Annotated in this window: 9 protein-coding genes; 2 read left to right on the top strand and 7 right to left on the bottom strand. The window is 69.6% G+C overall.

Features of this window, described 5'->3' with window-relative positions; translation table 11 throughout:
• Positions 1-9: 9 nt before the first annotated feature.
• Complete coding sequence (gene tkt / locus ACIBB8_RS21120) at positions 10-2,208, top strand: transketolase (RefSeq protein WP_398954242.1); 2,199 nt, start codon at positions 10-12, stop codon at positions 2,206-2,208.
• Positions 2,209-2,292: 84 nt separating this feature from the next.
• On the opposite strand, the gene ACIBB8_RS21125 is transcribed toward tkt, so the two are convergent.
• From ACIBB8_RS21125 to dnaK, 7 genes are read right to left on the bottom strand one after another with little or no spacing between them, the layout of a single operon-like run.
• Positions 2,293-3,996, bottom strand: coding sequence for an FAD-dependent oxidoreductase (locus ACIBB8_RS21125; protein WP_398954244.1), 1,704 nt, complete (start codon positions 3,994-3,996; stop codon positions 2,293-2,295).
• A 39-nt stretch (positions 3,997-4,035) separates the two neighbouring features.
• Complete coding sequence (locus ACIBB8_RS21130) at positions 4,036-4,299, bottom strand: UBP-type zinc finger domain-containing protein (protein WP_398954246.1); 264 nt, start codon at positions 4,297-4,299, stop codon at positions 4,036-4,038.
• Positions 4,296-6,923, bottom strand: coding sequence for an ATP-dependent chaperone ClpB (clpB, locus tag ACIBB8_RS21135; protein ID WP_398954248.1), 2,628 nt, complete (start codon positions 6,921-6,923; stop codon positions 4,296-4,298). The genes ACIBB8_RS21130 and clpB overlap by 4 nt, the downstream gene beginning before the upstream one ends.
• Positions 6,914-7,297, bottom strand: coding sequence for a chaperone modulator CbpM (locus tag ACIBB8_RS21140; RefSeq protein WP_398954250.1), 384 nt, complete (start codon positions 7,295-7,297; stop codon positions 6,914-6,916). Before ACIBB8_RS21140 ends, clpB begins: the two co-directional genes overlap by 10 nt.
• The gene (locus tag ACIBB8_RS21145) at positions 7,294-8,268 is read right to left on the bottom strand and encodes a DnaJ C-terminal domain-containing protein (protein ID WP_398954252.1); all 975 of its coding nucleotides are present in this window, start codon (positions 8,266-8,268) and stop codon (positions 7,294-7,296) included. The genes ACIBB8_RS21140 and ACIBB8_RS21145 overlap by 4 nt, the downstream gene beginning before the upstream one ends.
• A 6-nt stretch (positions 8,269-8,274) precedes the next feature.
• Entirely contained in the window at positions 8,275-8,796 is a 522-nt protein-coding gene (locus ACIBB8_RS21150) for a nucleotide exchange factor GrpE (RefSeq protein WP_398954254.1), read from the bottom strand.
• A 9-nt stretch (positions 8,797-8,805) separates the two neighbouring features.
• Complete coding sequence (gene dnaK, locus ACIBB8_RS21155) at positions 8,806-10,695, bottom strand: molecular chaperone DnaK (RefSeq protein ID WP_398954256.1); 1,890 nt, start codon at positions 10,693-10,695, stop codon at positions 8,806-8,808.
• Between the two features lie 289 nt (positions 10,696-10,984).
• Between dnaK and ACIBB8_RS21160 the strand changes: the two genes are divergently transcribed.
• Positions 10,985-12,766, top strand: a complete 1,782-nt coding sequence (locus ACIBB8_RS21160; protein ID WP_398954257.1) for a PucR family transcriptional regulator — start codon at positions 10,985-10,987, stop codon at positions 12,764-12,766.
• Positions 12,767-12,989 lie beyond the last annotated feature (223 nt).

Consider the following 12,989-nt stretch of genomic DNA (forward strand, 5'->3'; position numbering starts at 1 on the left):
GGCAGTGCCATGGATGAGCGACAGGCAGCCATCGGAATCATTGCAGGTCGTGATGCGAAGCTCGCACTTCCGGTCGCGGAGACGGTGGGCTGGGGTCCGCTGGATGTACGAGCGGTGGACACCGTACGCGTTCTGGCCGCTGACGCGGTCCAGAAGGTGGGAAACGGTCATCCGGGAACCGCGATGAGCCTGGCCCCGCTGGCCTACCTGCTGTTCCAGCAGGTCATGCGCCACGACCCTGCCGATGAGCAGTGGCTGGGTCGCGATCGATTCGTGCTCTCCTGCGGGCACTCGAGTCTCACTCTGTACATCCAGCTGTACCTCAGCGGGTACGGACTGGAGCTGCGGGATCTCGAGCAGCTCCGTACCTGGGGCTCCGCAACACCGGGGCATCCGGAATACCGCCACACCCGGGGTGTGGAGGTCACCACGGGCCCGCTGGGTCAGGGGCTGGCCGCCGCGGTGGGGATGGCGCTGGCGGCACGGCGCGAGCGCGGGCTGCTGGACCCCGGCGCCCCGCCGGGTGCGAGCCCATTCGACCATCACGTGTACGTCGTCGCCTCGGACGGCGACCTCATGGAAGGTGTCACATCGGAGGCGAGTTCGCTCGCCGGGCACCAGGAACTGGGCAATCTGGTCGTCTTCTACGACTCCAACCACATCTCGATCGAGGACGACACCGAGATCTCCTTCAGCGAGGATGTCGTCGCGCGCTACTCCGCGTACGGATGGCAGGTGCAGACAGTCGACTTCACGCTCACGGGCTCCTATGTCGAGGACGTCGACGCCCTCTCCGCAGCGATCACGGCCGCCAAGCAGGACGCTTCACGACCGTCCATGATCGTGCTGCGTACGGTCATCGGCTGGCCCGCGCCCACGAAGCAGAACACCGGAAAGGCCCATGGCGCAGCACTCGGTGACGAAGAAGTCGCCGCCACCAAGGCCTTGCTGGGCTTCGACCCGGGTCGGAGCTTCGTCGTGGAGGATGAAGTCCTGGCGCACGTCAGAAAGGTGCGGGAGCGGGGCGCTGCTGCCCGTCGCCAGTGGGAGAGCGTGTATGAGAGGTGGCGCGCTGCCCATCCTGACCGGGCCGCGCTGCTTGACCGGTTGCGCGACCGGCGTCTGCCCGACGGCTGGGCCGACAAGCTGCCGATTTTCCCCGCCGACCCTGCCGGAATGGCCACCCGCAAGGCATCCGGCGAGGTACTGACGGCGCTGGCGCCCGTCCTGCCCGAACTATGGGGTGGGTCCGCCGATCTTGCGGGGAGCAACAACACCACGATGAAGGGGGAACCCTCTTTCATCCCGGTCGCCAAGCAGACGGCCGAGTGGAAGGGCAATCCCTATGGGCGGACGTTGCATTTCGGCATCCGCGAACACGCCATGGCCGCGATCCTCAACGGCATCGCGTTGCAGAGTCTGACACGTCCCTACGGCGGCACATTCCTCGTCTTCAGCGACTACATGCGTCCGGCTGTCCGTCTGGCAGCGCTCATGCAGCTCCCGGCCACCTACGTCTGGACGCATGACTCCATCGGGTTGGGCGAGGACGGGCCCACCCATCAGCCCGTAGAGCACCTGGCCGCGCTACGGGCGATTCCTGGCCTCGACGTCGTACGGCCGGCGGATGCGAACGAGACCAGCGTGTGCTGGCGCACCATCATCGAGCATCAGGACAGGCCCGCCGGTCTCGTGCTCACCCGGCAGCCGCTGCCCGTCCTGGAACGGGGCACCGGCACCCATGCCCCGGCCGAGGAAGCGGCCCGCGGCGCGTACGTCCTCGTGGACTGCGCCGACGGACAGCCCGACGTCGTCCTTGTCGCGACCGGCTCGGAAGTGCACATCGCCCTGCAGGCGCGTGACCTGCTGGCTGCCGAAGGGTACGAGGCACGCGTGGTGTCCATGCCGTGCCGGGAGTGGTTCCACGCCCAGCCCGCTGCCTATCAGAACGCGGTACTGCCGCCCGCTGTGCGCGCCCGCGTGAGCGTCGAGGCGGCCGTCGGTCAGGGCTGGCGCGACATTGTGGGCGACGCGGGCCACATCGTCAGTCTGGAGCACTTCGGCGCCTCCGCCGACTATCAGCGCCTCTACCGGGAATTCGACATCACGCCGCAGGCTGTGGTTACTGCAGCCCTCAGCAGCATCCGTGCGGCCTCCGGCCCGGTGCAGCCAGGTGGAGAGCGGCCCGCCCGGGCCTCCTGGACGTAGGGCCTTCCAGACGCCGTGACCGCGAACTCTCCCGGCTGACGACCACCTGCCGGAGGGCAAGCCGGATGAACGTCACCACGTTGTTCACCTCCGGGTCGTCGTGGCCTTCGTCGCATGTCGGCGTATGCCTGGAGAGCCCACCCCCCGGAGGTGCTCGTGCACCTGGCGGACCGCCATCGCGCCCTCGCCCACCGCGGAGGCCACCCGCTTGACCGAGCCGCTGCGGACATCACCGACAGCGAAGAGTCCCGGGAGACCGGTCTCCAGGGCGAGCGGGGCACGGGCGAGGTGGCGCCAGAGGTTCGCGGGGACGTCGACCACGTCCGGACCCGTGCGGATGAAGCCGTGCGGGTCCAGGTCGACGGCCGTGTCGAGCCAGGAACTGGCGGGGCGCGCGCCGATGAAGACGAACAGGGCGCGCGCTGCCAGCAGCTGCCGTTCGCCGGTTCTGTTGTCCTGGACGAGAACGGACTCGACCCGGTCGCTGCCGGTGACTTCCCGGACCTCGGTGTGCATCATCACATCGATCCGGGGGTGCCGTTCTATCCGGTCGATCAGGTAGCGGGACATGCTGTGGGCGAGGTCGCCACCACGTACGAGCAAATGCACTGCGGGCGACTGACGCGCCAGGAACAGCGCGGCCTGGCCGGCGGGGTTGCCGCCGCCTACGACGACCACGGGGTCCATACGGCAGTTTCTCGCCTCCCAGAGGGTGGCTGCGTAGTGGACCCCCGCTCCTTCGAGCCGTTCGACGCCGGGCGCGGGCAGACGCCGGTACCGGGCGCCGGTGGCCACCACGACGGTGTGGGCGGAGATCGTGGCGCCGTCGGTGAGCGTCACGACGTGGGACCCGTCCCGCTGTTCCAGGACTGCGGCTTCGGCGGGGACCGTGATCCGGGCGCCGAACCGGTCGGCCTGGATGGCGGCGCGTTCGGCGAGTTCGGTGCCGGAGATCCCGGCGGGGAATCCGAGGTAGTTCTCGATCCGGGAGGAGGTTCCGGCCTGACCGCCGGTGGCCACAGCTTCCAGGACGACCGTGGCCAGTCCTTCGGAGGCTCCGTACACGGCCGCGGCCAGACCTGCGGGTCCCGCGCCGACCACCAGCAGATCGCAGACGGCTTCTGTGGGGGTGTCGGAGCGCAGGCCTGTCACCCGTACCAGCTCGGCGTCGGTGGGGTTGCGCAGCACCCGGTCGTCGTGCCAGACCACCACGGGGGTCTCTTCGGGTGTCACTCCCATACGGCGCAGCAGCACCTCGGCCTCGGTGTCCTTCTCCAGATCGATCCAGCGATGCGGGAGCCGGTTGCGGGCGGCGAACTCGAGCAGCCTCCGGGTGTCCGGGGAGAACGCGGAGCCGATGATCCTGAAACCGGTGGCCATCCCGGCCGGCAGTGTCCGACGCAGAAGGCAGGCGCGCAGGATGAGGTCGCCGAGCGCGGGTTCGCGGACGAGCAGGTCGCGCAGTTCGGCCGAACCGACTGCCAGGACCTCACCGGGGGCACGGACCACGGCGGTGAGCAAGGCGGCCTGCCCTTCCAGCAGGCCGAGCTCGCCGAGGAAACTGCCGGGGCCATGGAGCTGGTAGGTCCTCTCCCGACCGCCATGGCCTTTTACCACGGCCACCGTGCCGCTCAGGACGACGAAGAACTCCTGACTGGGCCTGCCCGCCTGATAAAGCAGTTCGCGTTCGACGGTCGGCCACCGCTGTCCACAGGCGCTCAGCGCCTCGATCTGGTCATCCGTCAATTGTGGGTACGCGTCGTACGACGTGGGCGTTTCAGCGGTCACGGTGCACTTCCCTTGGGGTGGAGATGAGGACGGGAGAGCTCAGACCATGGCTTCGTGGACGAAACACCAGCGCCAGTCCTCACCGGGCTCGAAGGACTGCACGATGGGATGTCCGGTCGTGGCGGCATGTCCGCGGGCATGGCGCATCAGGGAGGAGGCGCAGCATCCGGCATGGCCACAGGTGAGACGGAGCAGCAGATGGACCCAGGAGGAACCGAGGCGCAGGCATTCCTCACGTCCCTGCGGGGTCGTCTTGCCGCAGGTGCCGCAGCGGGCGGTGCGACCGACCGGGGAGGCGCTCATGACGACTCCTTCGGCTCGTCCCGGAGCGTGAAGGTCAGTTCGTCGTCCTGGGCGTCGACCAGGATCGTCACGCCCTCGGTCGCCTCGCCGCTGAGCAGCGCGCGGCCGATCCTGGTCTCGACCTCGTGGGAGATGAAGCGGCGCAGTGGACGGGCGCCGTAGACGGGGTCGTAGCCTTCGGCGGCGATGAGACGGCGGGCCTGTTCGGTAAGGACGAGGGAGATGCGCTGGTCGGCGAGGCGACGGCGCAGCTCATCGAGGAGCAGGTCGACGATTTGTTCAATCTGCGCCAGGCCGAGCGGGTGGAAGAGGACGATGTCGTCGACACGGTTGAGGAATTCGGGGCGGAAGTGGCTGTTGAGTTCGCCCATCACGAGTTCCCGTACCTCGGGCTTGATCTCGCCGGCGTCGGTGGCGTCCTCGAGCAGGTACGGGGAGCCGAGGTTCGAGGTCATGATGACGACCGTGTTGCGGAAGTCGACGGTTCGCCCCTGGGCGTCGGTGATCCTGCCGTCGTCCAGGACCTGGAGCAGCGTGTTGAACACGTCGGCGTGAGCCTTCTCGATCTCGTCGAAAAGGACGACGGAGTACGGCTTGCGGCGCACCGCCTCGGTGAGCTGGCCGCCCTCCTCGTAGCCGACGTATCCGGGCGGTGCACCGACGAGGCGGCTCACGGTGTGCTTCTCCTGGTACTCGCTCATGTCGAGACGGATCATGTTGCTCTCGCTGTCGAAGAGTGCGGCGGCGAGGGTCTTGGCCAGCTCGGTCTTTCCGACGCCCGTGGGGCCCAGGAAGATGAACGAGCCGATCGGCCGGCCTGGGTCGCGCACTCCGGACCGGGCCCGGATCACCGCGTCGGCGACCAGCTGCACGGCCTCGTCCTGGCCGATGACCCGCTCGCGCAGGATCTCGTCCAGGCGCAGCAGTTTCTGCCGTTCGCCTTCCTGGAGCCGAGTGACGGGGATACCGGTCCAGGCGGAGACGATCTCGGCGATCTCCTCGGCGGTGACCACCTCGCGCAGCAGCCGTGTCTCGCCCTGCTTGACGGCGAGCTGTTCCTCTTCGGCGGCAAGGCGGCGTTCGAGCTCGCTGATGGTGCCGTAGCGCAGCTGGGCGGCGCGGTTGAGGTCGTAGGCGCGTTCGGCCTCCTCGGCCTCCTGCCGGGCGCGTTCCAGTTCCTGACGCAGTTCCTGGACGCGGCGGATGGCCTGCCGTTCGGCCTCCCACTGGGCATGCTTGGCGTCCGCCTCGCCCCGCAGGTCGGCCAGTTCACGGCGCAGGTCGTCCAGGCGGGCACGGCTTGCCGGGTCGGTCTCCTCGGCCAGGGCCGCCTCCTCGATCTCCAGCCGGGTCACCCGACGGGTGAGTTGGTCCAGTTCGGCCGGCATGGAGTCGATCTCGGTGCGCAGCCGCGCGCACGCCTCGTCGACCAGGTCGATGGCCTTGTCGGGGAGGAAGCGGTCGCTGATGTAGCGGTGGCTGAGAGTGGCGGCGGCGACCAGCGCACCGTCCTGGATCTTGACGCCGTGGAAGATCTCCAGGCGCTCGCGGATACCCCGCAGGATGGAGATCGCGTCCTCGACGGTCGGCTCGTCCACAAGGACGGTCTGGAAACGGCGTTCCAGGGCGGCATCGGACTCGATGCGCTTGCGGTACTCCTCCACCGTGGTGGCGCCGATCATGTGCAGTTCACCGCGGGCCAGCATCGGTTTGAGCATGTTGCCCGCGTCCATGGCGCCCTCGGCGGCGCCGGCGCCGACGACGGTGTGCAGCTCGTCGACGAAGAGCAGGATCGAGCCCTCGGCACCCTTGACCTCCGCCAGGAGGGCCTTGAGGCGTTCCTCGAACTCGCCGCGGTACTTGGCTCCGGCCACCAGCGACCCCATGTCGAGCGAGAACACCGTCTTGTCCCGCAGCCCCTCCGGTACGTCACCGCGCACGATCCGCTGGGCCAGACCCTCGACGATGGCGGTCTTGCCGACGCCGGGTTCACCGATCAGGACCGGGTTGTTCTTGGTCTTGCGGCTGAGGATCTGGATCACCCGCCGGATCTCTGCGTCCCGGCCGATCACCGGGTCGAGCCGACCGGTGCGCGCCTCCACGACCAGGTCTCGGCCGTACTTCTCCAGAGCCTCGTAGGCGGCTTCCGGGTTGGCGGAGGTGACCCTCTGGTGGCCACGCACCTGGGTGAGGGCGGCGAGGAAGGTGTCCTTGGTGATGCCCTGTTCGGCGAGCCGCCGACCGGCGGCGGTGGCTGAGCCCTCGTCCACCAGAGCCATGACCAGGTGCTCGGTCGAGACGTATTCGTCCTTGAGGCGTTTGGCCTCCTGCTCCGCCGTGTCGAGCAATCGGGCGAGGCGCTGGGTGACCATCACCTGGCCGGGGGCGGCCCCCGGCCCGGTGGTGCGCGGGCGCTTGGCGAGATCGGCTTCGACGGCGCCCCGCAGCGCGGCCGGGTCGGCGCCGGCGCCGGCGAGCAGCCGGGTCGTCAGGCCATCCTGCTGGTCGAGCAACGCCAGCAGCAGATGCTCCCCGTCGACCTCGTTCTGGCCGAGCCGCACTGCCACGCTCTGCGCTTCCTGCAGCGCTTCCTGGGACTTCTGCGTGAGGCGGTTCATGTCCATGACGTTCGCTCCTCGGCGGCTCGTTGGCTGCTCCGCAGCGCCCTCTCCAGGTGATCGATACGGTCGAGCAGGTCCAGCACGACCCCGACGGCCGCGTAGTTGAGCGACAGGCCGGTCCGCAGTCGCTGCACGCGGGCGATGGCCGAGGGAGCGGTGGTACGGAACCACAGTCGCCCGTGGGCGTCCCGCTCTGCGTCCAGCAGCCCGAGGGCTACGAAGCGGCGGACCAGGTCGGGCGAGAGGCCGCTGCGTCGGGCGACACCGGCCAGGGACAACTCGTAGGGAGTGATCCGGCAGATCCGGACCAGGGGATACTGGGCGACGGCACGGCCGCGCGCGGCGTCTTCGGCGGGAGAACGCTGATCGTCACTCATGCCTGCTTCCTCGGATCGAAGGTCGAGACCCCGGCCAGCTCCTCGAACAGCTCGCGTTCGCGCGGGCTCGGCGACGAGGGCACGATCACCTGGATCTCGGCGTAGAGGTCACCGGCGGAGCCCTTGGGGTGGGGCATCCCCTCCCCGCGCAGCCGCAGCCGCCGGCCGGTGGAGGTACCCGGGGGAACGTGGACCTTCGCGGTGCCGCCGGGGCCGGTGACCGGCACGGTCGCTCCCAGGACGGCCTCCCAGGGGGTGACCGGCAGATCGACGTGGATGTCGCGACCGGTGAGCCGGTACCGGGGGTGGGGGGCGATCCGGACCACAAGGTAGAGGTCCCCCGCGGCGCCTTGACCCCGGCCCCGGCCTCCCTCCCCCGCGAGCCGGATGCGCTGCCCGTCGATGACACCCGCGGGGATGTTCACGTCATAGCTGCGCTCCACGCCCGGGCCACCCAGGGTGATCTTCCGCCGGCCGCCACGGTAGGCCTCTTCCACGGTGAGGGCGAGCTCGGCCTCCTGGTCGGCGCCGGGTACCGGCCCCGGCCCGCGGCCCGCCCGGCCGCCGAACACACCCCCGAAGAGGTCCTCGAAGTCGAAGCCGGCGGTGTCGAAGTCCCCTTCCGTCCAGACCCGGGCGCCTCCGCGGCCCGTGCCCCGGCCGCCCTGGAAGGGTCCGCCGCGGTACGCTCCGGCTCCGGCCCCGCGGAAGCCCTGTGCCGCCGCGACCCGCTCGTCGTAGTCCGCCGGGATCTGCCGGAAGTCGGGGCCGAACCGGTCGTACCTGGCCCTGGTATCGGGGTCGGAGAGGACTCCGTACGCCTCGTTGATCTCCTTGAAGCGCTCCTCGGCGGCCGGGTCCTTGTTGACATCCGGGTGGTGACGCCGGGCCAGGGTACGGAATGCCTGCTGGATCTCGGCCGTGTCGGCGGTCCGGGAGACGCCCAGCACCTCGTAGTAGTCGCGTGCCATGGCGGGTTACTCCTGCTTTCGGCTGACCGCTACCGCCGCCGGTCGCAGTTGGCGGTCGGGGTCGCCGTAGCCGGGGCGCAGCACCTGGACGACGGTTCCCGGGGCGGTGTCCGGGTCCTCGACCACGGAGACCACCTCGTGCAGCACGGGATCGAAGGGGACACCGGTCTCGTCGTGGCGCGGATAGCCAAGGCCTCTCAGCACGTCCAGAGCCTGATCGCGTACCGCCTGAACACCGCGGACGATCGTTTCGGGGTCCGCGTCGGCGTGGGCGAGGGCCAGTTCGAGGTTGTCGACGACCGGAAGCCAGGCGGCCGTGGCCCTTGCCCGTTCCGCCTCCAGCTCCCGGGGGCGGTCGCGGGCATACCGCTTGCGGAGGTTGTCCAGATCGGCGAGGGCCTGCCGCCACCGGTCCTCCAGCTCCTCGGCGCCGAGGGCCGACGGGCCCTGCGGTGCGGGTGCCTCTTCCAGCGGATGCTCCGTCCGGGCTGCGTCCTCGGCGGGAGGTGCCTGGTCGTGTTCCGACATCACGCCACCTCAGCCCCGGTCGAACTCGGCGTCGATGACGTCGTCGCCACCGGAGGGCCCGCCCGAGGCGGACGTCGCGCCCTGGTCCGCGGTCTGTGCCGCCGCGGCGGAGTGGGTGGCCAGTGCGGCGTAGATCTGTTGGAGTTCGGAGTTGAGGGCACGGGCGCGCTCCACCGGCGCCTCCTCCTTGACGGCGGTACGCGCCTCCTCGATGACCATTTCGGCGCGGGCGCGCTCGTGCTGCGGCGCGGCGTCACCGAGTTCTCCCAGCCGGCGCTCCACCTGGTACGCGGCGGCGTCGAGTTCGTTACGGGCGTCGACGGCCTGGCGCAGCGCCTGGTCGGCGGTGCGGTGGCGCTCGGCCTCCTCGATCATCCGATCGACCTCGGCCTGGTCGAGGTTGGATCCCTCGCTGATCGTGATCGACTGTTCGGCGCCGGTGTCCTTGTCCTTGGCGCCGACCTTGAGGATGCCGTTGGCGTCGATGTCGAAGGTGACTTCGATCTGGGTCTCCCCGCGGGGGGCGGGCCTGAGGTTCTCCAGCCTGAAGCGGCCCAGCACCCTGTTGTCGGCGGCCAGTTCGCGTTCGCCCTGGAGCACCACGATGTCGACGGCCGGCTGGTTGTCCTCGGCCGTGGAGAAGACCTCGGACCGTCGGGCGGGGATGGTGGTGTTCCGCTCGATGATCTTCGTCATGACGCCCCCCGCGGTTTCGACGCCCAGCGAGAGCGGGGTGACGTCCAGCAGGAGGACGTCCTTGACCTCGCCCTTGAGCACCCCGGCCTGAACGGCGGCGCCCAGTGCCACCACCTCGTCCGGATTGACGCTCATGTTGGGGTCCTTGCCGCCGGTCAGGCGCCGTACCAGAGCCTGCACGGCCGGGATACGCGTCGAACCACCGACCAGGATGACCTCGTCGATGTCGTTGTCGCTGATCTTCGCGTCGCCCATCGCCTGCTTGACCGGGGCCAGGCAGCGCTCCACCAGATCCGCAGTGACCTGTTCGAAGGTGGAACGGCGGACGGTCTCGGTGAGGTGTTTGGGCCCGGAGGCATCCGCCGTGACGAACGGCAGACTCACCTGGGTCTGGGTGACCGAACTCAGTTCGGTCTTCGCCTTCTCGGCCGCCTCGAACAGGCGCTGCAGGGCCTGCGGATCCTTGCGCAGGTCGATGCCCTCGGTCTTCTGGAACGTGTCCGCCAGATAGTCCACCAGGCGGCGGTCGAAGTCGTCGCCGCCCAGATGGGAGTCGCCGGCTGTGGACCGTACCTCCACCACGCCGTCGCCGACGTCGAGGATGCTGACATCGAAGGTGCCACCGCCGAGGTCGAAGACCAGGACTGTCTCATGGCCCTTCTTGTCCAGACCATAGGCCAGGGCTGCGGCGGTCGGCTCGTTGATGATCCGCAGAACCTCCAGGCCGGCGATCTTTCCCGCGTCCTTCGTGGCCTGTCGCTGAGCGTCGTTGAAGTAGGCCGGTACGGTGATGACAGCCTCTGTCACCCGCTCTCCGAGCGACTTCCCCGCGTCCTCGGCCAGCTTGCGCAGAACCTGCGCGCTGATCTCCTCCGGCGCGTACTGCTTGCCGTTCACCTCGAAGCGGGCCACCCCGCCCGGTCCCTCGACCACGTCGAAAGAGACCGCCTTGGCCTCCTCGGGGACCTCGTCGAAGCGACGGCCGATGAAACGCTTCGCGGAGGTGATGGTGCCCTTGGGATTGAGGATCGACTGCCGGCGTGCCAGCTGTCCGACCAGCCGCTCGCCGGTGTCGGTGAAGGCGACCACCGAGGGGGTGGTCCTGGCTCCCTCGGCATTCGGGATCACGGTGGGCTCACCGCCCTCCCAGACCGCGATGACCGAGTTGGTGGTGCCGAGGTCGATACCTACTGCCTTGGCCATGGGATTCTCCTCCGTCGCGGCACTGACCGAACGCCGCGGCTGCCGGGATCACCGTCCCGCTCGCGGCCACACATGGGGAAAGGGTGGCTCGGTGGCGCACGCGTTTCCCTGCCCCGGCAGGACCAATCCGGGCCTGCCCGCCCGTCCCGCGAGGTCAGGACGTGGGCAGGGCCGACTGAGGTGGTCCGGCGCCGGGCGGCGTAGCGTGAAAGGCGGAGAGCTGCTGTGTCGAGACACGAATGGATCTCCGATGGATGCTGTCCGCTCCGGATCATCGACGGTGTGTGCGGTGCGTCCGATCCCGCAGCGCTGGGCCGGCCGGCACACGTTCCTCCGTCTCACCACGGCGATGTTCGACGCCACCGACGAACGTGAGGTGGTGCAGGCGGCCATGGCGGCGATCGCCGTCACCGGGCCGTTCGCGGCAGAAGCGGCCTATGCGGCTCACCACGGCGTCGCCCAGCGGTGTCGCCCGTGTTCCGCGGCCGGCTCCCGTCATTCCCGGCCGGGCATCCTGGCGGTGAACGCCACGGTGGCCGAGCCCGCCGTCGCGGACGACGACCCGACGGCCACCGACGGCGTCGACCGGTGGATCGGTGCGCTGGACGGCCGCAGCGGGCGCTGGGACGGCCAGGACGGCCACTGCCTGTGGGCCCTGGCGCTGCGCCACCGCGCGCGATGTCTCGGCTACCTCGTCGTTCGGATACTGGACACCCCCTCGGCCGACGAGACCGCCGACGCCGAGCTGCTCGCCCGGCAGGCCGCAGCCGCACTCGCGGGACTGAACCGGCCATGGGAGAAGCCCGCCCGTGCCGAGAGGGAACAGTGGCCGACGGCGGAGGAACCCGGACCGGGGGGCGATCTCAGCGCCACCGTGTCCGCGCTTTCGTACCAGAACGCCTTCCACCGAGCCCTCACCCGTGTCGGGGCCTCCGGCAAGGGTGAGAAGGGGATGCTCCAGGCCCTGCACGATCACACGGGGTTCTCCGCACTGACCGAGGATCCCTTCGGCAATCTGCGGGCATGGGCAGGCCCCGGCCGCGGTGGACCGCGCCCCGGATCGGCGAACCGGCCCCGGGACGAGCTGCTGCGGCAGATGCGGCGCGGGCAGGGCGCGGTCCGCGACCGGGACCGACTGGTCGTCCCCATCGAGGCGGCGGGCGACCTGCTCGGACTGGTCGCCCTGGTGGACCCCGACCGCCGTGCGGGGAAGCTGGACACCGCTGCTCTGGAGGAGACGGGCCTGGCCCTCGCCCCCGAGCTCTCCCACGAACGCGCTCTCGCCGAGCTGGAGCCGAGGCTGCGCCACGACCTGGTCGAAAGACTGATATCCGGTGAGGCGACCGACGGCGTGTTCGTCCATGCGGCCGCCCTCGGTCACGACCTGCACGGGCCGCACCGCATCGCCGTGCTGCAGTGGGACGGAGCAACGGAGGAAGTGACGCTGGGCGACGCCGTCGTGCGGGCGGCCGAACGCCTGGGACTGGATGTGCTCATCGGTGCCCGAGAAACCACCACGGTCGTCCTGGTGGCGGGTCCCGATCCCGGGGATGCCTTGTACCGAGCCGTCGCGCAGGACCTCGGCACGGCGGCCGGGGCCGTCGGCATCGGCAGCCGCTGCGACCTCTTCACCGAACTGCCCCACTCCTACGACCAGGCCGTCCGTGCTCTCACCGTACGGCGCAGATCTCCGGAACCGCACGGCAGCACCAGCTTCGAGGACATCGGCATCTGCCGCATGATGGGAACCGGGGACGGCGAACGGGAGACCGACCGCTTCGTCAGGGAATGGCTCGGAGCTCTTCTGGAGTATGACGCCCGACATCACACCGACATGGTCACCACGCTCTCGCACTACCTGGAGAGCGGCGGCAGCTACGACGCCACAGCTGATGTTCTCCAGATCCACCGAAGCACCGTGCGCTACCGCCTCCGGCGCATTCGCGAGATCACCGACCACGATCTCAGTGATGTCGAGACCCGGCTCAACCTGCACGTTGCCACGCGCATCCGCAACGTTCTGGGCAGACCGGGAACGGCACGAACATCGTCTCGTCAGACGTCGCCGTGACTGCCCTCGGGCGCGAGGAGCACCACCCCGCTGGCGCTTGTCGGGGTGCTGCCGTGTCGTGTCCGCTGCGGAGCCCATCCCACGCCACAGACGTTCCGGAACCGATGCTTCTGTGGCTGGTTCCGGCTGATCACAGCCGGAACCAGCCACAGATCTGCGCGCGACGCCGCGAGTCGCCGCCCGTTGCGCGTCCGGGTCGGTGCCGCAGCAGACCCAGCGGTTG

This window comes from Streptomyces sp. NPDC051286, assembly GCF_044455345.1.
Classification (GTDB): Bacteria; Actinomycetota; Actinomycetes; order Streptomycetales; family Streptomycetaceae; genus Streptomyces.

What these genes read in the sequence shown, in the direction of transcription:
- ACIBB8_RS21150 (WP_398954254.1), bottom strand. Translation starts at nt 8,796, where the DNA reads ATGTCGGAACACGACCAGGCACCTCCCGCCGAGGACGCAGCCCGGACG.
- ACIBB8_RS21130 (WP_398954246.1), bottom strand. Translation starts at nt 4,299, where the DNA reads ATGAGCGCCTCCCCGGTCGGTCGCACCGCCCGCTGCGGCACCTGCGGC.
- tkt (WP_398954242.1), top strand. Translation starts at nt 10, where the DNA reads ATGGATGAGCGACAGGCAGCCATCGGAATCATTGCAGGTCGTGATGCG.
- dnaK (WP_398954256.1), bottom strand. Translation starts at nt 10,695, where the DNA reads ATGGCCAAGGCAGTAGGTATCGACCTCGGCACCACCAACTCGGTCATC.
- ACIBB8_RS21145 (WP_398954252.1), bottom strand. Translation starts at nt 8,268, where the DNA reads ATGGCACGCGACTACTACGAGGTGCTGGGCGTCTCCCGGACCGCCGAC.
- clpB (WP_398954248.1), bottom strand. Translation starts at nt 6,923, where the DNA reads ATGGACATGAACCGCCTCACGCAGAAGTCCCAGGAAGCGCTGCAGGAA.
- ACIBB8_RS21140 (WP_398954250.1), bottom strand. Translation starts at nt 7,297, where the DNA reads ATGAGTGACGATCAGCGTTCTCCCGCCGAAGACGCCGCGCGCGGCCGT.